General features: G+C 51.0%; 24 protein-coding genes and 3 pseudogenes. 9 read left to right on the top strand and 18 right to left on the bottom strand.

Features of this window, described 5'->3' with window-relative positions:
* The first annotated feature begins 86 nt into the window (after positions 1 to 86).
* The gene (locus IEW70_RS10230) at positions 87 to 584 is read left to right on the top strand and encodes a Crp/Fnr family transcriptional regulator (protein WP_188647822.1); all 498 of its coding nucleotides are present in this window, start codon (positions 87 to 89) and stop codon (positions 582 to 584) included.
* A gap of 449 nt (positions 585 to 1033) precedes the next feature.
* Here IEW70_RS10230 and ilvE read toward each other — a convergent pair whose 3' ends face one another.
* From ilvE to IEW70_RS10200, 6 genes are all read right to left on the bottom strand, one after another.
* Entirely contained in the window at positions 1034 to 1957 is a 924-nt protein-coding gene (ilvE, locus tag IEW70_RS10225) for a branched-chain-amino-acid transaminase (protein WP_188647821.1), read from the bottom strand.
* Positions 1958 to 2185: 228 nt separating this feature from the next.
* Positions 2186 to 3061 carry a prephenate dehydratase gene (gene pheA, locus IEW70_RS10220; RefSeq protein WP_229751919.1) on the bottom strand — a complete coding sequence of 292 codons (876 nt, stop codon included), beginning with the start codon at positions 3059 to 3061 and terminating at the stop codon, positions 2186 to 2188.
* On the bottom strand, positions 3061 to 4017 hold the full coding sequence (gene thrB / locus IEW70_RS10215) for a homoserine kinase (RefSeq protein WP_188647820.1): 957 nt from the start codon (positions 4015 to 4017) through the stop codon (positions 3061 to 3063). Before thrB ends, pheA begins: the two co-directional genes overlap by 1 nt.
* Positions 4010 to 5083 carry a threonine synthase gene (thrC, locus tag IEW70_RS10210; RefSeq protein WP_188647819.1) on the bottom strand — a complete coding sequence of 358 codons (1074 nt, stop codon included), beginning with the start codon at positions 5081 to 5083 and terminating at the stop codon, positions 4010 to 4012. Before thrC ends, thrB begins: the two co-directional genes overlap by 8 nt.
* A 2-nt stretch (positions 5084 to 5085) precedes the next feature.
* Positions 5086 to 6381: a homoserine dehydrogenase gene (locus IEW70_RS10205; protein WP_188647818.1), complete on the bottom strand. Its 1296-nt coding sequence runs from the start codon at positions 6379 to 6381 to the stop codon at positions 5086 to 5088.
* Positions 6382 to 6403: 22 nt separating this feature from the next.
* Entirely contained in the window at positions 6404 to 6880 is a 477-nt protein-coding gene (locus tag IEW70_RS10200) for an ACT domain-containing protein (RefSeq protein ID WP_229751931.1), read from the bottom strand.
* 119 nt (positions 6881 to 6999) lie between these two features.
* Here IEW70_RS10200 and IEW70_RS10195 point away from each other — a divergent pair, with 119 nt between their 5' ends.
* Together IEW70_RS10195 and IEW70_RS10190 are read left to right on the top strand one after the other, a co-directional pair.
* Positions 7000 to 7467 carry a low molecular weight protein-tyrosine-phosphatase gene (locus IEW70_RS10195; RefSeq protein WP_188647816.1) on the top strand — a complete coding sequence of 156 codons (468 nt, stop codon included), beginning with the start codon at positions 7000 to 7002 and terminating at the stop codon, positions 7465 to 7467.
* Positions 7467 to 8369, top strand: a complete 903-nt coding sequence (locus tag IEW70_RS10190; RefSeq protein ID WP_188647815.1) for a fructosamine kinase family protein — start codon at positions 7467 to 7469, stop codon at positions 8367 to 8369. The genes IEW70_RS10195 and IEW70_RS10190 overlap by 1 nt, the downstream gene beginning before the upstream one ends.
* A gap of 94 nt (positions 8370 to 8463) precedes the next feature.
* On the opposite strand, the gene IEW70_RS10185 is transcribed toward IEW70_RS10190, so the two are convergent.
* The 8 genes from IEW70_RS10185 to IEW70_RS10150 form a co-directional block, all read right to left on the bottom strand.
* Entirely contained in the window at positions 8464 to 9675 is a 1212-nt protein-coding gene (locus tag IEW70_RS10185; protein WP_188647814.1) for a NupC/NupG family nucleoside CNT transporter, read from the bottom strand.
* 23 nt (positions 9676 to 9698) lie between these two features.
* Positions 9699 to 10976, bottom strand: a complete 1278-nt coding sequence (gene obgE / locus IEW70_RS10180; RefSeq protein WP_188647813.1) for a GTPase ObgE — start codon at positions 10974 to 10976, stop codon at positions 9699 to 9701.
* 24 nt (positions 10977 to 11000) lie between these two features.
* Positions 11001 to 11738, bottom strand: coding sequence for a Spo0B domain-containing protein (locus tag IEW70_RS10175; protein ID WP_188647812.1), 738 nt, complete (start codon positions 11736 to 11738; stop codon positions 11001 to 11003).
* A gap of 113 nt (positions 11739 to 11851) precedes the next feature.
* Positions 11852 to 12148: a 50S ribosomal protein L27 gene (rpmA, locus tag IEW70_RS10170; RefSeq protein WP_188647811.1), complete on the bottom strand. Its 297-nt coding sequence runs from the start codon at positions 12146 to 12148 to the stop codon at positions 11852 to 11854.
* A 25-nt stretch (positions 12149 to 12173) separates the two neighbouring features.
* Positions 12174 to 12503, bottom strand: coding sequence for a ribosomal-processing cysteine protease Prp (locus tag IEW70_RS10165; protein ID WP_188647810.1), 330 nt, complete (start codon positions 12501 to 12503; stop codon positions 12174 to 12176).
* A gap of 12 nt (positions 12504 to 12515) precedes the next feature.
* On the bottom strand, positions 12516 to 12827 hold the full coding sequence (gene rplU / locus IEW70_RS10160; protein ID WP_188647809.1) for a 50S ribosomal protein L21: 312 nt from the start codon (positions 12825 to 12827) through the stop codon (positions 12516 to 12518).
* A 127-nt stretch (positions 12828 to 12954) separates the two neighbouring features.
* Positions 12955 to 13254 (bottom strand): hypothetical protein, encoded by a 300-nt coding sequence (locus IEW70_RS10155; protein WP_188647808.1) that lies wholly within the window; start codon positions 13252 to 13254, stop codon positions 12955 to 12957.
* A 56-nt stretch (positions 13255 to 13310) separates the two neighbouring features.
* The gene (locus IEW70_RS10150; RefSeq protein ID WP_188647855.1) at positions 13311 to 14693 is read right to left on the bottom strand and encodes an amino acid permease; all 1383 of its coding nucleotides are present in this window, start codon (positions 14691 to 14693) and stop codon (positions 13311 to 13313) included.
* A 421-nt stretch (positions 14694 to 15114) separates the two neighbouring features.
* Here IEW70_RS10150 and IEW70_RS18520 point away from each other — a divergent pair.
* From IEW70_RS18520 to IEW70_RS18710, 6 genes and pseudogenes are all read left to right on the top strand, one after another.
* A pseudogene (locus tag IEW70_RS18520) lies at positions 15115 to 15222 on the top strand (transposase); the annotation flags it as partial.
* A 98-nt stretch (positions 15223 to 15320) separates the two neighbouring features.
* Positions 15321 to 15548, top strand: a pseudogene (locus IEW70_RS18515) (IS5/IS1182 family transposase); the annotation flags it as partial.
* 133 nt (positions 15549 to 15681) lie between these two features.
* Complete coding sequence (locus IEW70_RS10140; RefSeq protein ID WP_188647806.1) at positions 15682 to 16431, top strand: YheC/YheD family protein; 750 nt, start codon at positions 15682 to 15684, stop codon at positions 16429 to 16431.
* Positions 16432 to 16466: 35 nt separating this feature from the next.
* Positions 16467 to 17660 carry an ATP-grasp domain-containing protein gene (locus IEW70_RS10135; RefSeq protein WP_188647805.1) on the top strand — a complete coding sequence of 398 codons (1194 nt, stop codon included), beginning with the start codon at positions 16467 to 16469 and terminating at the stop codon, positions 17658 to 17660.
* Positions 17661 to 17680: 20 nt separating this feature from the next.
* On the top strand, positions 17681 to 18430 hold the full coding sequence (locus IEW70_RS10130; RefSeq protein WP_188647804.1) for a YheC/YheD family protein: 750 nt from the start codon (positions 17681 to 17683) through the stop codon (positions 18428 to 18430).
* 35 nt (positions 18431 to 18465) lie between these two features.
* A pseudogene (locus tag IEW70_RS18710) lies at positions 18466 to 18947 on the top strand (hypothetical protein).
* 102 nt (positions 18948 to 19049) lie between these two features.
* Here the strand turns inward: IEW70_RS18710 and IEW70_RS10120 are convergent.
* The 4 genes from IEW70_RS10120 to minC form a co-directional block, all read right to left on the bottom strand.
* Positions 19050 to 19919, bottom strand: a complete 870-nt coding sequence (locus tag IEW70_RS10120; protein WP_188647802.1) for a M50 family metallopeptidase — start codon at positions 19917 to 19919, stop codon at positions 19050 to 19052.
* Positions 19912 to 20691, bottom strand: coding sequence for a M23 family metallopeptidase (locus tag IEW70_RS10115; RefSeq protein WP_188647801.1), 780 nt, complete (start codon positions 20689 to 20691; stop codon positions 19912 to 19914). Before IEW70_RS10115 ends, IEW70_RS10120 begins: the two co-directional genes overlap by 8 nt.
* 268 nt (positions 20692 to 20959) lie before the next feature.
* On the bottom strand, positions 20960 to 21754 hold the full coding sequence (gene minD, locus IEW70_RS10110; protein WP_188647854.1) for a septum site-determining protein MinD: 795 nt from the start codon (positions 21752 to 21754) through the stop codon (positions 20960 to 20962).
* A gap of 32 nt (positions 21755 to 21786) precedes the next feature.
* Positions 21787 to 22464 carry a septum site-determining protein MinC gene (gene minC, locus IEW70_RS10105; RefSeq protein WP_188647800.1) on the bottom strand — a complete coding sequence of 226 codons (678 nt, stop codon included), beginning with the start codon at positions 22462 to 22464 and terminating at the stop codon, positions 21787 to 21789.
* Between the last annotated feature and the right edge of the window lie 53 nt (positions 22465 to 22517).

The following is a 22517-nucleotide window of genomic DNA, read 5'->3' as shown; positions in this document are numbered from 1 at the left end:
GATCCGTCTGATATAAAGGATAAAGATGGAACCCGCAATCCGCTGTGACATTTTCCACACCAAAATCATCAAAAGGGTGAACAGATGTGAAGTACCACCGAGGAGAAATCATCTTTCGTCAGGGAGAAACGGGAAACCTGTTCCGATTACATACCGGGCTGCTTAAAGTCGTGCGGTTGCGTGAAGACGGGACCCCCTTTTTGTTCAATATCCTCACTCCGGGAGAAGTGTTCCCCCATCATTCCCTGTTGAGCCCGCAACCCTGTCACGGAACGGCGATTGCACTGGTAACCAGTGAAGTGGAGCGAATCCCGGCAGCTGCCTGGTACGAATCTTTGGAAGAAAACCCGTATCAATACCGGGAGGCAGCCCTTTTGTTGCAGAAAACCCTGCGCAAAATTCAGGAGCGAATCAGTATGGTAACCGCCCATAGAGAGGATCGAATCGAGGGATTGCGGCAATGGCTGGCCCGTTACTTCCCGGATCACCCGATAGAAAAGATGTTGACCCAGGAAGAGATGGGGCAACTCTTGGGTATCAGCCGAGAAACCGTCAACCGCTTGTTGAATGGTAAGAGGCGGTGACTGCTTCAACGATGATACAAAAAACGGCCCTATAAGGGCCGTTGAGGCTGCTGACAAAGTCTCGAAATGATCTGAAGAACTCTTTTGCCCGAGTAGCGACTTTTGACGACGAACTCAGCGACAAGAGAGGAGACGAGACAAAAAGCGGCGCATAGCACGACCTGGGAGCTTGTGACCAAGGCGTGACGTGTGCCCTGTGGGTGCTTGTACATTTTGAGCGCACTCCGCATGGTGCCGCGTCTCGTTGAATCTCTTGGAGCGGACAGTATAGCTTCTGCTTCAGAGGAAAGGGAGCAATGGGCAAAAGTGTCGAAGCTATCATAAAGGTTTGTCGTCAATCTGACGGCCCTATTTAAGGACAGTTGGCTAAGGCATTCTTTGTCAAACACACCCTGCGAAATCGGTCCGCAGGGTGTGTTGATTTTGTATTTTTTTCAAAGGCTTCGTTCTTACACCAACTGGGCGGGGGATTTTTCCACATCCGCTTCGGCGGCCGTATAGACCTGGACCCCGTCCACGGTCACCCTTTTCCGGAATTCCTCCAGCAGCTGCAGCGTGATGGGGCCGGGCTTGCCATCCCCGATCACACGGCTGTCCACGTTCACCACGGAGATCACTTCGGCGGCCGTTCCCGTGAGGAAAACTTCATCCGCCACAAAGACGTCATGACGGGTAAACGGCTCTTCCTTGACGGTATAACCCAGCTCACGGGCCAGCTCAATGATCACTTGCCGGGTGATTCCCTCCAAGGCTCCCACATAGCTGGGCGGGGTATACAACACGCCTCTTTTCACGATGAAGATATTGTCCCCGGAACCTTCCGCCACATAGCCGTCCGTGTTCAAGGTGAGCGCTTCTCCGACACCGGCCTGATTGGCTTCGATTTTGACGAGGATATTGTTCAAATAGTTCAACGATTTAATCTTCGGGTTCAGCGCATCCGGCACATTCCGACGCGTCGGCACGGTTACGATCTTCAGACCGTTTTCATACATCTCCTTAGGCCACATCTTGACCTGATCGACGATAATGATCACTTGCGGGTTGGAACATTTGTCCGGGTCGAGACAAAGCTCTCCTTTGCCCCGGGAAACCACCAGCCGGATGTAGGCGTTCCGCAAGTTGTTTTTACGGACAGCCTCCACCACAGCCTGTTCTATTTCCTCCATTGTATAGGGAATCTTCAGCAGGATGGATTGGGCGGACTCATACAGCCGCTTCAAATGTTCCCGCAATTTAAACACATTTCCTTCATAGACCCGGATTCCTTCAAAAATTCCGTCACCATAGAGAAATCCGTGGTCAAAGATCGACACCACCGCTTCTTCTTTTCGCACATAGTCCCCATTCATATACACCCAGCGTTCTTCCATGTTGTCGCCCCCCGAATGTCTAAAATAAAAAGCCCTCCTGCGCAGACTCCAACCAAGCATCAGAACCTGCCGCAGAGGCTTTTTTCCTCACGGTGTACACCGGATTTGGTGCTGATACCACTCGGACCAGACCTTCACATCGTGAAGCGGAACCCTAGGTATCCTCCTGATTTCGATGATTGCAAAAATTTCGTTTGACGAAAATTATAGGGCTGGATGGATCGGTTGTCAATAGGTCTTCACGATCGGTTTTTGACGAAAAGGGTAACAAAAATAGGAACCGAACCGCCGGACCTGACACCCTCCTGCTTCCACCTCCCGAAGTGCCTCCGCCATCGCCGGGTGATCCAAGGATTGCTCGGCATCGATGAAAAAGTGATAATTACCCAGTCCTGTTTTCGTTGGCCGGGATTCAATCCGGGACAAGTTGATACCGTGAGTGGCAAAGGAAGCGAGCACCTTATAGAGAGCCCCCGGATAGTCAGAAGGCAGCGCCACGAGCAAGCTGCTCTTCTGGTAGGCAGGGGAGACGGAAGGCTCCCTTGTCAAAGGCTCCCCTACTGCAATAAAGCGGGTGAAATTGTTGTCGTAGTCCTGAATATCCGGCTTGAGCAAGGCCAGGCCCGTCAACTCCTGCGCACTTCTCGGGCCGATGGCCGCCCATGCCTCCTCCGGATATTGCCGTACTTTTGCCGCGGCTGCTGCTGTGCTGTCCACAAACTCTACTTGGGCTTGCGGCAGATGTTTCCGCAAGAAATGCTGGCATTGGGCAATAGCTTGCGGATGAGAAAGCACCCGTGAAAAATCCTGCAACGGACGATTCCCTTGTTGGGGATGAGCCATCAAGCACTGGGTGATCGGATAAACCAGCTCTGCCGTAATGGGTACATCCGCGTGATGAATCAACCAATCCAAGGTGAGGTTAACCGAACCTTCAATGGCATTTTCCACGGGAACCACCCCATGCGGGACCTTCCCTTGGGCCACGGCGGACAACACATCGGGAATCGAGGGATATGGTACCCGTTCATTTTTCGGAAACAAGGCTATTGCCGCTTCAAAAGTAAATGTCCCCTGAGGACCTAAATACGCAACCGAATCCATTATCCTTTGACCCCTTCAGTTTTTCTCTCGAATGTACTACGATTCCCGACGGATGTCAATTGGACAGAGGCCCCTTCGGTTGCGGGCCGGAGGGTCCACAGTTCGACGGACAACCGGTTTGCTTCAAACACCGACCGCATAAACACCGAGACCTCCTGCGGTTCTTCACAAAAGGCGATCACCGTCGGCCCCGCACCGCTTAACGCCGCACCAAAAGCTCCATGATCCACTGCCCTGCTCAGCACCTCTTCCATGCCCGGAACCAATGCCGCTCGGTAAGGTTGATGAAACCGGTCCTCCATCGCTGTTGCAAGAGATTTCCAATTCCCAGTCAACAAAGCCGCTGTCAACAAATTGGATCGGCTGCTACCCAATACCGCTTCCCGGTGAGACAGCGTCTTTGGCAGCACATTGCGGGCATGTGCGGTAGCGAGGGGAGTACGCGGAATCGCCGCCACCAAGGTAAGTGGAGGGGAGGGGAGCGGAATGACTTCCGCCTTTTCCCCGTCCCACGTGGCCACGACAAAACCGCCGTAAAGGGAAGCTCCCACATTGTCTGGATGCCCTTCCCAGGCTGTGGCTTTTTGCAGCAATTCTTTCCGGCTCCAACGGTTCCCGAGCAAACAGTTGGCCGCTGACAAACCAGCCACGATGGCGGCAGCACTACTACCCAAACCCCGTGCCAACGGGAGTTCGCTCTCCACTTCCAACCGGAAGGATGGCAGATCTGCACCCGCTTCTTCAAAAGCGCGGCGCATCACCCGCACGATGAGATTATCCTCGCCGCTCTCCACCCCTTGCAAATAGTCGCTGCGGAGGATCACCTCCCATTCCCGCGCGGGTGTCAAACGCAGGCGAAGATAGCGGTTAATCGCCAATCCCAGCGAGTCAAATCCCGGTCCCAGATTGGCCGTACTGCCCGGCACCGTCACCATCATCTCCCATTCGTCAGCCATGGGACACCTCCTCCGCTCCCATAATCGCTTCCAAAATCACCGATTCATCGCAATCCAATACCTTGGGCTCCGCGGCCGCCGCATCGATCGCCGTACCCGGATCCTTCAACCCGTTGCCCGTCAATACGCAGACCACCCGGGAACCCGCCGGAATCAAGCCCTGTTTCCGCATTTTTTTCACCCCGGCCCAGGATGCAGCGGAAGCCGGCTCGGCAAAGATCCCCTCACGGCGTGCAATCTCCAGGTATGCTTCCAAAATCTCTTCATCAGTTACACTGTCGATGCGCCCTTGGGATTCTTCCGCCGCTTTCACTGCTGAATCCCAGCTGGCCGGATTTCCGATGCGGATCGCAGTCGCCACAGTCTCCGGCTCCTTCACCCGCTCTCCGCGCACGATCGCAGCCGCCCCTTCTGCTTCAAAGCCGACCATTTTGGGAAGGCGATCGCTTTTTCCTGCTTGGTGATACTCGACAAAACCTTTCCAGTAGGCGGTGATGTTGCCGGCATTACCCACCGGGATAGCCAATATGTCCGGAGCCGTCCCCAGTTGGTCGCACACCTCAAAGGCAGCCGTTTTTTGCCCTTCGATCCGGTATGGGTTAACGGAGTTCACCAGCGTAAAGGGATATCGCTCCGTCAAATTGCGTACGATTTCCAACGCCTGATCGAAGTTGCCCCGCACCGCCAGCACTTCTGCACCGTACACCAAAGCTTGGGACAATTTGCCCAGGGCAATGTTCTGGTCCGGTACGACCACGACACAGCGGAGCCCCAGCCGTGCCGCATATGCAGCAGCAGAGGCGGAGGTGTTGCCGGTAGAAGCACACATGACCGCTTGACTGCCTTCTTCCGCTGCCTTGGCGATGGCCACCACCATCCCCCGATCCTTGAAGGAACCCGTCGGATTAAATCCTTCCACCTTAAAATACACGTCCAGCTCATACTCTTCCGATAATTGATCCCCGCGGAGCAGCGGAGTGTTGCCTTCCTGCAAGCTGAGTTCCGGAGTCTTGTCCGTGACGGGCAGGTATTCCCGATACCTTGCCATAATCCCTTGATTGTTCATGTTTACGCTCCTCCCTCCACACGATAACAGCTTTTGATCCGGTAGACGGCATTCATTCCTTCCAATGCGTGACGGGTCTGCTCCATCTGATACCGGCTGGCGGTGTGGGTGACCAACATGATCTCCGAGTCTTTCCCTTTCACCCGCGGCACCTGCAACACCCGCTCCAGGCTGATATCGTGTTCCGCAAAGCACTGGGTAATTCCCGCCAATACTCCCGCCTCATCTTGCACATGCAGACGGATAAAAAATTTGGAAAAGATTTTTTCCGGCCCTTTCACCTGTTTCACCTGATACGGAGCAACGGTTCCGCGGCCATTCACTCCGAGGCCCATGTTTTTCACCACTGTCACAAGATCGGATACAACTGCCGTCGCAGTAGGCAATTCCCCGGCTCCCGGCCCGTAGAACATGGTTTCCCCTACCGCTTCACCGTGGACATATACCGCATTGTATACACCATCGACAGATGCCAGGGGGTGATGTTTGGGCAACAGCGCCGGCTCCACACTCACTTCGATCTCTCCATTATCCCGCTGTGCCAACCCCACCAGCTTCATCACATAACCCAGTTGTTCGGCAAAGCGGATATCTTCCAAGGTGACTTGCGTGATCCCTTCCACTGTTACATCTTCCAGCGAAACCTGTGCATGAAAGCCCAGTGTCGCCAAAATCGCCATTTTGCGTCCTGCATCCAAGCCCTCCACATCGGAAGCCGGGTTGGCTTCCGCATAGCCCAACGCTTGGGCCTGGGCCAACACCTCTTCAAAATCAGCTCCGTTTCGGCTCATCTCGGTTAAAATATAATTCGTAGTCCCATTGACGATTCCAATCATTTTGGTAATTCTATCGGAGGAAAAGCCTTCTACCAATGCACGCAAGATCGGGATGCCGCCCGCCACACTGGCTTCATAATACAAGTCACAATTCTTTTCCGCTGCAGCCGACAACAGCTCAGCACCGTGGAGAGCCATCAAATCCTTATTGGCCGTCACCACATGCTTCCCGCTAGCCACCGCTTGACGTAGCAATTCCCGGGTCGGCTCGATGCCGCCCATCACTTCCACCACGACATCGATACGGGGATCCTGTAAAATCTCATCGGCACGGTCCGTCAATTTCCCTTGATCAACCGGCACATTGCGCTCTTTATGGATGTCCTGAACCAAAATTTTCTCTATGACGATCTCCTTTCCTGTCTGGTTGCGTAAATCCTCCTGATGACCTTCCACCAGACGAACCACTCCTGTGCCAACTGTCCCCAAACCCATCAGTCCTACTCGCACCGGTTCTACCATCGGTCTCTCACTCCCTGTATGTTTACTCTCCACGGGCTACCAATACCGCCCGTTTAACCCCGTTCAACTCTTGCAATCCATCGATGATGGCTGTTACATCCTCTTCCATGTGGGCTGTATCCAACGACATGGTTACACCCGCTACTCCTTGCAGTGGAATCGTTTGGTGAATCGTCAGCACGTTTCCTCTATTCCGGGCCAAATAGGATAATATCCCGGACAACACACCGGAACGATGATCCAGTGTCAAGGCTACCGTAACGATCTTTTCTTTCATCAACGCGTTAAATGGGTATACCCCGTCCTTATACTTATAAAAGGAGCTGCGGCTCATCCCCACTCGCTCCACCGCTTCCTGGACCGTTTGGACTTCGCCGGAAGTCAGCAATGATTTGGCTTTCACCGTCTTTTGAATCGCTTCCGGCAGCATGTCGGACCGGATCAAATAGTAGGTTTCCTCCTTCCGCTTCAAAGGCCATCGTCCTCCTGTAGAAAACATTTGTTTATATATAATGGACATTATAGAGGTTGGAAACGTTTCCGCGCAAGCTTTTTTTTTCGTCGTTTTTTCCTTGTGGTAAGATAACAGATACAGAGATGAAAAAGGAGTGGAACTACGTGGTTTCAGTGCTGTTTGTCTGTTTGGGCAATATTTGCCGTTCACCGATGGCTGAAGCGATTTTTCGCCATCAAGTGAAAGAGGCCGGGCTGGAGTCTCACATCCGGGTGGATTCAGCAGGTACCGGCGATTGGCACGTAGGAGAACCTCCGCATAAAGGTACACGTAAAGTCCTGGCCGGACTGGGCATTTCCGATGAAGGAATTCGCGCCCGTCAAGTAACACGGGAGGATCTCGACGATTTTGATTATATTGTGGCGATGGACGATCAAAATATCTCGTCCCTCCGCCAGCTGGCCGGTGATCCGGATACAAAAGTATATCGGTTGACCGACTTCATCCCGGATACTGCCTACAACGAAGTTCCGGACCCCTATTTTACCGGGGATTTTGATGAAACCTACCGGTTGGTGGAAGCCGGATGTCGTGGATTATTGCAAACCATACGCGATAAGGAGAATATATAATGCTGCCTGATCCTATCCGAGAAGACATCCAAAATACGCTGAAAGAACTGGCGGAAGATCCAGGGCCGATTGAAGGGGCCAAAGAAATCGCCGGCGGCGATATCAGCCATGCCGTACATCTGACCACCCCATTGGGCTCGTATTTTCTAAAGTGGAGGGAAGAAACACCCCCGGGCTTCTTTCACGCAGAAGCAGAAGGATTGAAATTGCTGCAAGCCACCCAAGAACTGCGAGTGCCCCTCGTATTGGATCAACGGTCTTCCGATAACGGTGGACCGGGATGGATTATCATGGAGTGGATCGACCCCGCTGAACCGGATGCTTCCAAAGAAGACGCCGGAGAGGCATTGGGCAGGGGCTTGGCGGAAATCCATCAACAGAAAGCACCTTCCTTTGGTTTGGAGGAAGACAACTATATCGGTATCTTGCCTCAGCCCAACGGTTGGATGGAACGCTGGACCGACTTCTACCGAGAACAGCGGCTGCTACCTCAAGTGGAAGCAGCAGACAAACAAGATCTTCTGACTCCGGAACGAGCTCAGTTGCTGAATACCTTGATGGATCGATTGGACCACTGGCTGGACGATCCCTCGATTCAACCCAGTCTGTTGCACGGCGACCTGTGGGGCGGAAACTGGATGGTGGGTCAAAAAAGCACCCCTTGGCTGATCGATCCGGCTGTCTCCTTCGGACACCGGGAAATGGACATCGCCATGTCCGAACTGTTCGGCGGCTTCCCTCCATCCTTTTACGAATCATACCAGGAAATGCTGCCGCTGGATGAAGGTTATAAAGATCGCAAACCCCTGTATCATCTGTATTATTTACTCGTTCATCTCAACATGTTCGGGGAGTCCTACGGATCCCACGTGGATAAGATTTGTCAGCGATATGTCGGTTAACAAGAAGCTCTTCTACCCAACAGCCGCGGGTAGAAGAGCTTTCTGTGATCAGAAAAAAGCCCCCTTCCGTTTAGAAGGAGGCTATGGTTTACAATCAGATCAACATGCCGGCGATGGCCGCACTTAGCAGAGAAGCCAGCGTCCCCGCCAATACGGCACGCAGACCGTACTTGGCGATTTCCCCCCGGCGGGAGGGAGCCAGACCGCCCAGTCCGCCGATCTGAATCGCGATAGAGGACAGGTTGGCAAATCCACACAGAGCAAAAGTAACGATCGCCACCGTTTTCGCAGACAAGTTTTCAATTTGCGGAGCAAAGCTCGTATATGCCACAAATTCATTGAGCACGATCTTTTGTCCGATGAAACTCCCCGCAGTCACTGCTTCGTTCCACGGCACTCCGACAATAAAGGCCAAGGGGGAGAAAACATAGCCCAAGATCAGCTCCAGACTCAACCCTTTAAACCCAAACAATTCACCGATATTGCCCAGAATCCCGTTCAGTAGGGCAATAACCCCGATAAAAGCCAAAAGCAGTGCGCCGATATTGAGAGCCAGCTTCAGGCCATCGATGGCCCCGCCGGCAGCGGCGTCGATCACATTGACATGACCGGTATCCCGCTCCATTTTAATCTCCTTACTCGTTTCTGCCTCTTCGGTTTCCGGAAACATCACTTTCGCTATGAGCAGTCCTGCGGGAGCTGACATAAAGCTGGCCGCCAGCAAGTATTTCATAGGAACTCCCAAGAGAGCATATCCCACCAGCGTGGAACCGGATGAGGAAGCAAAACCGCATACCATCACCGAAAATAACTCCGAACGGGTCAAACGTTGAATATAGGGGCGTACTACCAACGGGGCTTCCGATTGGCCCAAGAAAATATTGGCCGTAGCAGACAAAGATTCTGCTTTACTGGTTTTGAGCAGTTTAGAGACAGCTCCACCCAATATCTTAATCATCCAATGCATAATACCCAGATAATACAAAATCGAGATCAGAGAAGATACAAAAATGATAATTGGGAGGATCTGCAACGCAAAAACCGGTGCCTTGTTTCCTTGGATCAAGGAGCCAAACAAAAAGTTGACGCCCTCATTGCCATAATTGATCAACCCGTTCACTTTCATGCTGAGCCAGTTTAATCCCTTTTTACCCGTTTCCCATTTCAACACAATAAAGCCAAAAATCAGCTGAACCACCAACCCGACTAGGACGGTACGGTAATTAACCGCTTTCCGGTTATTCGAAAAGAGAAAGGCAATGAGGAGAATCGCCAAAATCCCCCCAAGACCCCAGATGACATTCATCTACTGCACTTCCTTTCCCAGCATCATTCTGTGAAGTCAAATTCCATGTCGCCAATGCGGACTGTATCTCCTTCTTGCGCCCCTTTTTGCCGGAGAGCGTCATCCACACCCATTTCCTTCAAAATATGGGCAAAACGTCGAACCGAATCTTCGTATTGAAAGTTGGTCATTTTCAGCAACTTTTCCACCCGTGCTCCTTTGACCACAAAAACTTCGTTTTCTTTGTGGATGGTAAAAGGTTCTTGCGGCTCTTCGGTCCGGTAAACCTTTCGCGCCTGAGCAGCTTCATCCTCTAAAGGTTGATCCGGAATCTGATCCAATTGATCCGCTACCGCAAACAACAATTCCCGCAACCCTTTTCGGGTAGCAGCAGATATTGGATAAATCGGCACTTTTGGACCTACCTTTTCCCTGAAACGCTTTAGCTGCTCTTCCGCCTCAGGCAGATCCATTTTATTGGCTGCCACAATTTGCGGCCGGTCGGAAAGCGCTTTTCTGTACAATTGCAATTCCTGATTGATTTGTAGGTAATCCTCATAGGGATCACGTCCTTCGGATCCGGCCATGTCAATCACGTGGACCAAGACCTTGGTTCGCTCTACATGCCGCAAAAACTGGTGACCAAGACCGACTCCTTCATGTGCGCCCTCAATCAAACCCGGCAGATCTGCCATGACAAAACTGCGCCCATCATCCACTTGAACCACTCCCAGATTAGGGGTAATGGTCGTAAAATGGTAAGAGCCAATTTTTGGACGGGCTGCACTGACTGCCGACAAGAGCGTAGATTTCCCTACGCTTGGATACCCAACCAAACCGACATCCGCCAACAGCTTTAATTCCAGCACCACCCAACATTCTTCCCCAGGTTCACCATTTTCAGCCACTTGAGGGGCAGGATTTTTCGGAGTGGCAAAGCGAACATTGCCTCGGCCTCCCCGGCCTCCGCGGGCGATCACTTCTTCTTGGCCTTTGCGGGTCAGATCTGCCAACACTTCACCGGTGTCGGCATGAATCACGACCGTTCCGGGTGGAACACGTACCACCAGCGGTTCTGCATTTTTTCCATGCTGGTTTTTGGAGCGACCATGCTCCCCCCGTTTGGCTTTGAAGTGCTTTTGATAGCGAAAGTCCATCAAGGTACGTAATCCTTCATCCACTCGAAAGATCACATCTCCGCCGCGACCGCCGTCTCCACCGGCCGGCCCGCCCATCGGTTCGTATTTCTCTCGCCGGAAGGCGACCATGCCGTTTCCTCCGTCTCCGCCGCGGACAAAGATTTTTACTTTATCGACAAACATGTTATCCACCGCCTGTATCTCTTATCATCCGCTGGAACGGCTGACATTAAACAAAAAGCGAACAGCCAAACCATTCCCCAGAAGATCCCATTGACACCCTTCTTGTTCTAGAAGCCGTTGTAACCGGTCCCAATCTTCCCCCTCGAAACAGAGTCGACTCCAAACCGATTCATCCGCCTCCAACCGAAGATACCCGCTGTCTTTTTCAAACCGCAGCTTCAGCCGCAATGCGGCAGGCTCGTCTTGTTGTGCTTGTCCTTTGATAAAATCCAACAAATAGCTGATCAAGCACCGAATCCGTTCCCCTTCCCGGGGGGAACTTATGTGATCAGGCGATTCCAAATGTACCTGCCAATGCCATTCAGGAACCTGCTGTTGTATGGTGGATAACAGCAATGCCAATGGAGGATAAGGAATGTGGGAAGCTTCCCGCTCTCGGTGCAGACCCTCGGTCAATCGCTTGAGATAAGGCATTATGCGCTCCTGCTTCCCCATGGAGATATATCCCATGAATACTTGGATATGATTCATCCAATCGTGACGCTGAAGGCTTAACAAGCGCAATGCTTTTTCGGATTCCCGAATCTTCGCTTCCTGGGAAAAACGTTTCTGGTCCCATCGAACCCCCCAGTATAGCGAAAGAATGGAGATTCCTCCGATCAATAGGCGAGCTTTCCACTCCCAAGAAACCCCAACCAATAACACCATGCCAGCCACAACCGGTATGTAGGGCACGAACCGTTCCATGGGACCTCCTGCCACGCTACCGTCTCCCATCTCTTTATGGTTTGGCCGTTCTTCATTGTACTTGAAAATTGACCACAAAAAAACCCCAGCACAGCCGGGGTAATTTTTGCTATTCCAATAATAGTAGCTTACGCTTGGACTTCAGCAACTTCCGGGTACACGCTCACGCGTTTGCGATCGCGGCCCAACCGCTCAAAACGGACCACACCGTCCACTTTGGCGAACAGGGTATCGTCTCCGCCGCGGCCCACACCCATGCCCGGGTAGATTTTAGTGCCCCGTTGACGCACGAGGATGCTGCCGGCGGTCACCAATTGGCCGTCACCGCGTTTTACGCCCAGGCGTTTCGCGATGCTGTCCCGACCGTTTTTGGTAGAACCAACCCCTTTTTTCTGAGCGAAGAACTGCAGATTCATTTTCAGCATGACTAGCCACCTCCTTAAAACTCCGTCAAACCTCGGTAATACGTACATACGATCCGTATTCTTCCGCGACAGACTGAAGAGAAGTCACCATGGCCTCCATCAACAGATGGACCCGGTCTTTCTCTTCCGGCGAAAGATCTTGCGGAATCCGGCATACCAACTTGCCTTCCTGTTCCACTTCCTCATACACACGAACACCTGTCAGCTTTTCCGTCGCATTGGCCAAACCGATGGAAATGGCCGACACAGCGGCACAAACGATGTCCGATCCATACTCGGCAAAATGGGCATGTCCCTCGATGATCACTTTCGCCAGCTGTCCGGCGGAATCACGGTGAACAGTTATACGAATCATCGCTAACCCACATTAAGCGTCGATTTTATCGATAACCACTTTGGTGAAAGGCTGACGATGACCTTGTTTGCGCTTGTAGTTCTTTTTCGGTTTGTACTTAAACACGACGATTTTCTTGCCTTTGCCGTGCTTTTCCACTTTTCCCGTCACTTTGGCGCCATCCACTACCGGAGTGCCAATGACGGTTTCACCGTCTTTACCAACCAACAGCACCTTGTCAAAGGTGACCGTTTCGCCTTCTTCGACGGGCAGTTTTTCCACGTAGATCGCTTGTCCTTCTTCCACGCGGTATTGTTTGCCGCCGGTTTCGATCAAAGCATACATCCCGGAACCCTCCTTCTTATGCGAGACTCGCCGGCATCGGGTGGTTACCCCTTGACAACCCTGGCCGTGCGGTTGCTTGCTCCGGGTGAGCAAGCAGATGAACACAAAGGAAATCATACCACAAAGCTTATGGAGTGTCAACGCACAGGGCGGAGGGCACTAAAGTATGGCGGATGTTTTTCCTTTCCCCTTGATAAGCCGATGACAAAGACACAACAGGAAAAATACGAGCAACGGCGAAGTATCGGCCGCGCATGCGCCAGTTTGGAGTCGAAGCTCTCCTGAGGCCGACCATGATCAGCTCGGCGGCGGTCAGGACGGCGATGGCGGCGATGGCGATCCACGGGTGGATCATTCGACCCTTTCCAAGAAAGCGTCCATGTACCGTTTTCCTTGATAAAAGAAACATTGGATCGGCTGGTTCCATGCTTATTTCATCGCTTCGACATCATCGATGGCACTCCGTACAGATAAGCCAGGGGCTTATCCTCTTCTCCTCCCGTACCGGAAAAAGTAATAAAGATAGCAGGCGGCGATGAACCCGAATCCGTAGTAAAGGGAAGAACGCTGAGTCGGGTCAAAGGCGAGGAAGACGAAGATGGACAGGCAAATCAGGATGCACAGGATCGGCACGAGTGGAAAGAACCGCACAGCAAACACCAAATCTTTAACATTCCCCCCTTCCCTCACGTACCCTTTGCGGAAATTGTACTGTGCCAGAGCGATCACCATCCAGGTAACGGTTCCCGCCAAGCCACTGATGGAAAGCAATACCATGAAAACCGTTTCTGCCGCCACCACACTGGAGAGCAGTGACAACAGGGCGAAACCGAGGGTAACCAGTAGGGCGTAAAGGGGAACTCCCCGAGACGTCAATCTTCCGATAAGGGAAGGCGCCATTTTATCCCGGGACATGGACCAGAGAATGCGGGTGCTGGCATAGAGGCCGGAGTTACCCACGGAGAGAATCGCGGTCAAGATCACGAAGTTCATGATATCCGCGGCGTAAGGAATTCCGACCATGTCGAAAACGGTGACAAAAGGGCTCTCGATCAATCCCGCCTTTTGCCAAGGAACGAGCGCCGACAGAACGATAACGGCCATCACGTAGAAGATCAGCACACGATATACGATGTTTTTGATCGCCCTGGGGATGTTTTTTTGAGGATCTTCCGTCTCGCCCGCGGCAACCCCCGCGAGCTCCGACCCCTGATAGGCGTATACGACGGTCATCATCGTAATGAATACCGCCGCCCACCCGTTGGGAAAGAGTCCGCCGTGATCGGTGATGTTGGTGAAGAAAGGGGCGGGTTTCCCCTCCAGACCAATCAACCCAAAAACGGCGGCCCCGCCGATGAGGATGAAGAGGATGACAGCCAGCACTTTGATTCCCGCAAACCAGAATTCCGTTTCGGCGAAGCCCCTGGTCGTCAATGCGTTCAGGGTGAAAAGCAAGACGACGAAAGCGGCACTCCAGATCCAGACTGGCGTATCTGGAAACCACCGTCGCATCATCATACCGGCCGCGGTAAATTCTGAGCCGACCGTTGTGGCCCAGCTCATCCAGTAGGTCCATCCGATCATAAATCCCGTCGCGGGTCCGATAAATCGGGTCGCATGGGCCTGGAAAGAGCCGGATACCGGCATTACCACCGACAATTCGCCCAGACAGACCATGGCGAGATACATGAGCAAACCACCTAAGAGGTAAGCGACCACCGCTCCTCCCGGCCCCGCCCCACCGATCGTAGGCCCCGAACCCAGGAAAAGCCCGGTACCAATCACCCCGCCCAGGGAGATCATAAACAAGTGCCGGCTTTTCATCGACCGATTCAATCGGGCTCCATTCCCTAGTCCTGTTTTCATCAACTTTCACCATCTCCCTCATGGAATTATCAATAGCATACGGACAGGTGAAAACTGCTTCGCCCTCTACCCAGTTTGACTGCACGATACACGGTATGTGTAAAAATTTTTAGAATTTTTCTGCTCCTCGCACGGGCTACGATAATCGGGTTGCCCGACACCTCGGCACTGAAGTAATCCCCCAGCTGTCGGACTTGGCTAACGTGCCCGGCAAACTGCCATGTTTTACTAAAATTCTCTCTATTCCAATCTCCAAAACCTCAGGATCCGTATACAGCCAAGAAGACAACGTATTTAAGCCTCATTTCCGGCTGACCTTACCTTTCTCCACGGATTTGATACATTCATTTTATAATTGTACTAGAGCAAAAATGATTCAACAAATTAACAATTTCATAAAGAATGAGATAAATACGAATTCAGCACCAAGTTGCACCTGGTTTGTGACGGGAAAGGTCGCCCCCTGTCGACTCACCTGACTCCGGGGCAACGCCATGACAGTACCCAGTTGGAGCCGTTGTTGGATACCATTCGGGTGATGCGACCGACGGGGGGTCAACTCAAAAACGCCCGGATCGGCTCCTTGCCGACCGGGGGTATCGCTACCCGAGTTGCCGGGATCTTCTTCGACGGCGAGGCATCCCATACACGATACCGGAACGGTGCGATCAACGTGAGCGCCGAGGCCAACGACCCGGTCCCCCTCTATCCTTCGATCGTCATCTGTACGCGAAGCGAAATGTTGCCGAACGGTGCTTCAATCGACTGAAACAATGGCGTGCCATTGCTACCCGTTATGAGAAGCGAGGCGTCAATCAAGCTGCCGTTACCATCGCCCGCCATCTTATCGGCTAGCGGTTCGAATTATCAGACACGCCCTAAAAAGCATGAACGTTTTGTCTGGTATACTCATTTATTCTATCACATGCACAATATCTATGGGACCTTCATAACATATAGTAGATTATTAGAGAGGATGGATCGTATTATGGCGTTTCAAGGAAGGCTACAAGGTAAAATGAAGATAAACACCCTTTTATTAAAAGATCCTTGGATATCTCCACATATCCCCAAAACGGAATGGCTCTCTGAAGAAAGCTTGAGGGCCATGCTTCAACAATACGAGACAGTTTATGTGAAACCAAACAAGGGTAACAAAGGAATCGGTATTTTTCGAGTTCGAAAAATCAACTCTAAGAAGTGCGAGATTCAATCCAGTATGAATGTAGAGGTTAAAATCGTCTCGCTTCAAAAGGCTTTCAGTTTTTTAAACAAGCATATTGAGAGAGATCGCTATTATATTGTACAACAAGGTATTGAAATGGCTCAACTGGAAGGGCGCCCTTATGATATTCGGATTATGATGCACAAACCATTTGACCATTGGCAACTTTCTGGATGGGTGGTGCGCTTGTCTAAACGAGACATGATTGTAACGAACATGCACCGAGGGGGAGAGAGCATTTCGATCGACCGAGCTCTTAAAGGAAACAATTGGGATGCAGCTCAAATTGCTGGGGATTTGTCCAATTTGGCCCACTTAGTTTCTAACGTTTTAGACAATTATTACGAGCTCAGAGAACTTGGTATTGATTTGGCTGTCGATAACAAAGGGAAAGTCTGGTTTATCGAGGCAAACACCGGTCCCGGGTTTCGGCAGATGTTTAAAGCTGTGAGTAGGCCCATGTATAGGAGAGTGTTGTACACCCATAAGTTTATCGTAAAAAAGTATTCCTAACAGCCCGTTTTTTTACCCAAGGAGGGGAATTTCATATGGATACCAGGTCGATTCAGATAAAGTCGGTTCTGACGCTGAAGGAAATCTATGGGCCAGGTCACATATTTAATCCACGCACTTCATTTCAACAGTTGGGATGGTTTCCGGAAGACCACGCTAGTATCGATTTTATGACCGGACGCGAATTGGTGGTTGCTGGAGATATGCCGGTACTGTGCAGTCAAGCGGTTACGACCGATGTCGTCATTAACTTGCTAAAGGAAGCGGGACTGGAACCGGCTTCCGAACGGTATGTCTACTCGACCGCTGGAGAATATAGAGAGATACTAAGAAATTTAAGTAAAGGGAATGAGAAAGTCGTACTTCAGTTTCCCCATCCAGCTGGTGAACTGAATGAAAAAAGTTACTCGATTCAACCTGAATTACTGGCTTATCTCAACAATAAGGCAAGTATCGATCAATTGGTGCCGGAAGAGAATCGCCCCTTTCGCTCTGTTATAACACGTCTCAGCGAAATCCCACACCCGTTACCGATTGTGATTAAAGTTGCTACGGGCCAACCCGCCAGCGGAGGAGTTGGCGTCGTCATCTGCCGGACAGAAGAGGACTTGAGGTACGCTTGCCAGTTGTTTAAAGACGCGGAATCGGTTGTTGTGGAAGAGTTCCTTCCTATTGTGAGAAATTACTGCGTTCAGTTTGTCGTAACAGCAAAAGGGAAGATCCTCTACATCGGATCATCAGAACAGATAGTTGATGAGCGGGGACGTTATATGGGGAACTGGATTGACCACAGAGAGGTGCCAGAAGAAGTGATTTTAACGGGGCGGAAAATCATAGAAAGGGCCAAAGTATTGGGATATGTCGGCGTTGCTGGATTTGATATCGTGATCACACAGGAAGGAGACTGTTATGTGCTGGATTTAAACTTCCGTTTGAACGGATCCAGTGCGGCACTGCTTCTTCGGGATCGGATCGAAGAAGTCTACGGAGCCAAGAGAATGTGTTTGCATTTTTTCTGGAACATACAATGTGATTTTGACCGTCTGATCCGCGTAGTACGCCAAAAAATGGAAGAAGGACGTCTAATTCCGCTATCTATTTACGATCCCAACGCAAGTCCCTATCGGGATGCCCCGGGTTATCTTTCCGGACTGCTTCTCGGCGATAGCCGGAAAGACGTCGATCATTTGAATGAACAATTGATCCAGGAGGGCATATCAGTATATTAATAGAGAGGATGGATCGTATTATGAGGGTTCAGAGAATAGTAGTAAGCAAAATGAAGAAAAACGCCGTTTTATTAAAAGATCCTTGGATCTCTTCTTATATTCCCAAAACGGAATGGTTCTCCGAAGAAAGCTTGAGGGCCATGCTTCAACAATACGAGACGGTTTATGTGAAACCAAACAGGGGTCACGGAGGCATCAATATTTATCGGGTTAGAAAAATCAACTCTAAGCAGTGCGAGATTCGATCCAGTATGAAGGAAGAGGTTAAGATCGTCTTGCTTCAAGAGGCTTTCAGTTTTTTAACCGAGCAAATGAAGAGAGGCCGTAAATATATTGTACAACAAGGTATTGAGATGGCTCAACTGGAAGGGCGCTCTTATGATATTCGGATTATGATGCACAAACCCTATGACCATTGGCAACTTTCCGGATGGGTGGTGCGCTGGTCCAAAGGAAACGAGATTGTGACGAACATGTCTCGTGGGGCAGAGAGCGTTTCTGTTGGCCGAGCTCTAGAAGCCAACGATTGGGATACAGCTCAAATCGCTGGTGATTTATCCAATTTGGCCCACTTAGTTTCTAATGTTTTAGGTAGTTATTACGAGTTCAGAGTACTTGGTATTGATTTGGCTGTCGATAACAAAGGGAAAGTCTGGTTTATCGAGGCAAACACCAATCCCCTATTTCGGCAGATGTTTAAAGCTGTGAGTAGGCCCATGTATAGGAGAGTGTTGTACACCCACAAGTTTATCGTAAAAAAGTATTCCTAACAGCCCGTCTTTTTACCCAAGGAGGAGAATTTCATATGGATACCAGGTCGATTCAGACAAAGTCGGTTCTTACGCTGAAGGAAATCTATGGGCCAGGTCACATATTTAATCCACGTACTTCATTTCAACGATTGAGATGGGTTCAGGTAGACTATGACCTCGCTCACTTAGATTTTTATACCGGACGCGAATAGTAGTTGCTGGAGATATGTCGGCGCTGTGCAGTCAAGCGGTTGCGACCGATGTCATCATAAATCTGCTGAAGGAAGCGGGACTGGAAACGACTTCCGAACGATATGTCTACTCGACTGCTGAAGAATACAGGGAAATGCTAAGAAAGTTAAGTAAAGGGAATGAGAAAATATTACTTCAGTATCCCCATCCAGCTGGTGAACTGAATGAAAAAAGTTACTGGATTCAACCTGAATTACTGGCTTATCTCAACAATAAGGCAAGCATCGATCAATTGGTGCCGGAAGAGGTGATTTTAACGGGACGGAAAATATTCGGATTTTGATGCACAATCCACTTGACCGTTGGCAAATTTCCGGATGGGTGGTGCGCTTGTCCAAAGGAAACAAGATTGTATAGTACTTGGTTGCGCTTGACAAAAAAATCCTCAAGCGATCAGATCCCCAAGAGCCGCTTGCAGCTTTTTGTCATCAAAATACGCTTTCAACAATATTTCCTCCGGTATGGAACAAAGACGCCGTCCCTTGCCATCCACTACGTGAACGACATGATAAGCGTCCTTGCGAAAGCGTCGAATCACCTTGAGCAGAGAATCTGTATCCCGAGCATCGATGGATGTCACCCTTGCGGTTGCCGGTACCGGCATTTGGCGTCGATGCATGAGAAAACGGATATATTGGTATTCTTTTTGGCGCCAAGCGAACCAATTGGCTTGCAATAAGAAGAGTCCGATCACAAACAGGTTGAAAGAAAAGGATGATCCGACCACCGACCAGAACAATAAGCCCATCGTGAAAACCGCACTGATCCGCAAGCTCCACAGGATCGCCTTTCTGTAGGACATGCCCCGCCCCAGAACCGCCTGCATCACTCTACCGCCATCCAGAGGATAAACAGGCAACAGATTAAACAGAGCCAACATTGTGTTCCCCTGAACAAAATAGCGGGTCCAATCATCCGTCCACCATCCTGCATGATAAAAAGCCAGCCCCGACAGCACCATCATCACGTTGTGAAAAGGACCTGCCAGCGCGACGATCACTTCTTCCCGGGCTGGAACCGTGCCCCATTCATCTGTTTTGGCTACGCCGCCGAAAGGCAGCAACTCTAAGGAGGTGATCCGCCACCGAAAGGAGTGGGCTGCGGAAATATGACCCAGCTCGTGGATCAGTACCAGTACAAACAACGTGATCAGTTCAAGAAATTGGCCGGTCCAAACGGACGAAAAAATCACCAACCAAAACAGCAGATGAAGCCGGATGCGAACACCCTGCAACGGAGACAGTATGTCAATCAAAAGAAATCACAGCCGCCGGATTAATAAAACGGTCCTCCTGTTTCATCCCAAAGTAAAGCAACGACTCGCCCCCCCGGTTTCCCACTTCTCCAAGCAGCTGGCGGGGCTTTACCCAATCTTTTTTCTTTACCCGGATATTCCCCAACCATCCATACCAGGTTTCCTTGCCATCCCTGTGCCGAATAACCACTGTCATGCCCAATCCTTCTTTTTTGCCGGCATCTACAACCCACCCTTCCGAAGCCGCCACCACCAGCGCCTCTTTATTCGTCCGAATGACCATCCCTCTTGCCTCCTGGTCAAAGGGACGGATCACTTTTCCCTTAGCTGGTGTGACCCAGACCTGCTTTCCTTTTTCCGGCTGCGATTTATTCTGTAAAAAAGCGGGAAGTATGGCGGGTGAGCCGCCCACATGTTCCTGGTACCAGCGGGCCGCTCCGGCAAAATTATAATCCCGAACCATCACTTCACGAATAAAGCTTTGCGCTTGCTGACTTGCCGGGACTTTCGACTGGAATACAAGATACGTCACCGAAAGCAGGATAAAAGCAAAAAACACCTGAAAAAGAAAACGTCCTTCCTTCCGCTTTTTCTCCTCTTCCAGCCACTGACCCGGACGGTTCCATGGAGCTTCCTCCCCTTTCTCCTTGCCGCCCGATTTTTTCCAGACCGGTTGCCAAGATGATTTCGAACCAAAACTGCTCCGTTGGCTGCGCCATTCTTTCAAAAGCTGATCTCTCCGCTTACGCATCCCTCGATAGTGTTCCCGCATGGTCTTCACCCGCCTCCATAAGATCGGACAACCCGTTCATTCTTTGTACATCCTATGACTTGTCTTATGGAGATATGCGCAATCGAAAAACACCTTCAGACGTTTAGCTTAACGCTTGTGAACCATGAAAAAGCTCTTCTACCCGTCGCTCCCTCTCTGACGTTACTGGGTACGTCGTTCAAAGGTCGCTCCTTGGTTGAAGAGCTCTATTCTCCCCGCAAGACGGGCTTGGCAGCAGGCTCACTCCCTGCGAATGCAGAGAACTCCTTTACGCAAAACCCAGCCACCTTTTCATACGGGACATCAACTTTTTCTCTTTCTCCAACACCAGCAGAGGAACCACTTCCCCTTGAATCCGGCGGGCAATGTTGCGGTAGGCTTTAGCAGCCAGTCCGCGGTTATGTAGTACGATCGGCTCCCCTTGGTTGCCGCTCCGAATTACTTCTTCGTCATCCGGCACCACACCCAATAAATCCACCGCCAGGACGTTGACGACTTCATCTACATCCATCATGCCGCCTTCTTTCACCATTTGAGTGCGCAAACGATTGACGATCAGTTTGGGCAGCCCGGTCCGCTCTTTTTCCAACAATCCGATGACTCGGTCCGCATCACGAATGGCGGCATTCTCCGGTGTAGTAACCACAATGGCCTTGTCCGCTCCCGAAACCGCTGTTTGAAACCCTTTCTCGATTCCGGCAGGACAGTCGATAAGGATGTAATCGAACTGCTCCTTCAGCTCATTGACCAACCAGCGCAATTGTGCGCTGCTGACCGCAGCCTTGTCTTTGGTTTGAGCCGCCGGCAACAGATAGAGTGCTTCACATCGCTTATCTTTTATCAAAGCCTGTTGAATTTTGCATTTCTTCTCCACTACATCCACCAGATCAAATACAATTCGGTTTTCCAAACCCATCAGCACATCCAGGTTGCGGAGTCCGATGTCTGTATCCACCAGACAGACCCGCTTGCCTGACATGGCCAAGGCCGTGCCGATATTGGCAGAGGTGGTCGACTTGCCCACCCCGCCCTTCCCAGATGTCACAACAATCGCCTCTCCCACTTTTCCACCCCTCCCTTCGGACATGGTTCCTGTCACCCCTTAAAGCGGCTGTCCTTCCACTCAAGATCCGGCCGAAACCGGGGCAGTTGATGCATTTTGTCCACAGCGATTTGATCATTGATCAAGTAGGCAAAATTCATCCCTTCGGAATCGACTTCCTCCCATTCATCCGGTGGCCGTGAAACAACGTTGGCGATTCGGAGCTGAGTGGGGCGAAACTGGGAGGCAGCGATAATTGCCTGGTCATCTCCCTCTCCGCCTGCATGGGCCAACCCCCGAAGCGCTCCCAAAATAAAGATGCTGCCGGTAGCCCGCACACAGCCGCCGGGGTTGACATCTCCCAGGAGCAATAGGTCTCCGCGGTGTTCCAACACTTGGCCGGACCGAACGGTTCCGGCCAACATCTGAATACCAGAGTTTACATCTTTCAAATAAGGACGCCCTTCGGCCTCGATAGAGTGGACAATCAGGTTTTTATGGGTAGAAATCAACTTGCGTAGTCGGCTTTCTTCTTCCCGTGTAATCTGCCGTTTGCCAATCCGAATCAACACGTGGGTGTCCGGACCGTTCCACAGGTTTCCCGGACTCTTTTCCAGCTTGTATTTGAGTTCCTGAAAAATGGTCTCAAATGGACGTGTATCGTCCAAAAGGAAAAGAAGCCCGTCTTTGGTACCCTTGATTGTGACACCGGACTTCAACACTTTTCCCATAATGCGTCACCCCGCCTCATGATAAAGATTTCGGCAAACACAAGTTTTTTCCT

The sequence above is a fragment of the Marinithermofilum abyssi genome (assembly GCF_014641195.1).
Lineage (GTDB): Bacteria > Bacillota > Bacilli > Thermoactinomycetales > DSM-45169 > Marinithermofilum > Marinithermofilum abyssi.
This window is presented reverse-complemented; position numbering and strand designations above follow the sequence as displayed.

Coding starts and splice junctions, on each gene's coding strand:
- thrC (WP_188647819.1), bottom strand. CDS start 5,083: ATGAACAATCAAGGGATTATGGCAAGGTATCGGGAATACCTGCCCGTC.
- IEW70_RS10205 (WP_188647818.1), bottom strand. CDS start 6,381: ATGGTAGAACCGGTGCGAGTAGGACTGATGGGTTTGGGGACAGTTGGC.
- rpmA (WP_188647811.1), bottom strand. CDS start 12,148: ATGCTGAAAATGAATCTGCAGTTCTTCGCTCAGAAAAAAGGGGTTGGT.
- IEW70_RS10135 (WP_188647805.1), top strand. CDS start 16,467: ATGGATACCAGGTCGATTCAGATAAAGTCGGTTCTGACGCTGAAGGAA.
- minC (WP_188647800.1), bottom strand. CDS start 22,464: ATGGGAAAAGTGTTGAAGTCCGGTGTCACAATCAAGGGTACCAAAGAC.
- IEW70_RS10140 (WP_188647806.1), top strand. CDS start 15,682: ATGGCGTTTCAAGGAAGGCTACAAGGTAAAATGAAGATAAACACCCTT.
- rplU (WP_188647809.1), bottom strand. CDS start 12,827: ATGTATGCTTTGATCGAAACCGGCGGCAAACAATACCGCGTGGAAGAA.
- IEW70_RS10130 (WP_188647804.1), top strand. CDS start 17,681: ATGAGGGTTCAGAGAATAGTAGTAAGCAAAATGAAGAAAAACGCCGTT.
- ilvE (WP_188647821.1), bottom strand. CDS start 1,957: ATGGAAGAACGCTGGGTGTATATGAATGGGGACTATGTGCGAAAAGAA.
- IEW70_RS10115 (WP_188647801.1), bottom strand. CDS start 20,691: ATGCGGGAACACTATCGAGGGATGCGTAAGCGGAGAGATCAGCTTTTG.
- IEW70_RS10165 (WP_188647810.1), bottom strand. CDS start 12,503: ATGATTCGTATAACTGTTCACCGTGATTCCGCCGGACAGCTGGCGAAA.
- IEW70_RS10190 (WP_188647815.1), top strand. CDS start 7,467: ATGCTGCCTGATCCTATCCGAGAAGACATCCAAAATACGCTGAAAGAA.
- pheA (WP_229751919.1), bottom strand. CDS start 3,061: ATGGATTCGGTTGCGTATTTAGGTCCTCAGGGGACATTTACTTTTGAA.
- obgE (WP_188647813.1), bottom strand. CDS start 10,976: ATGTTTGTCGATAAAGTAAAAATCTTTGTCCGCGGCGGAGACGGAGGA.
- IEW70_RS10200 (WP_229751931.1), bottom strand. CDS start 6,880: ATGTTTTCTACAGGAGGACGATGGCCTTTGAAGCGGAAGGAGGAAACC.
- IEW70_RS10155 (WP_188647808.1), bottom strand. CDS start 13,254: ATGGAACCAGCCGATCCAATGTTTCTTTTATCAAGGAAAACGGTACAT.
- thrB (WP_188647820.1), bottom strand. CDS start 4,017: ATGGCTGACGAATGGGAGATGATGGTGACGGTGCCGGGCAGTACGGCC.
- IEW70_RS10150 (WP_188647855.1), bottom strand. CDS start 14,693: ATGAAAACAGGACTAGGGAATGGAGCCCGATTGAATCGGTCGATGAAA.
- IEW70_RS10185 (WP_188647814.1), bottom strand. CDS start 9,675: ATGAATGTCATCTGGGGTCTTGGGGGGATTTTGGCGATTCTCCTCATT.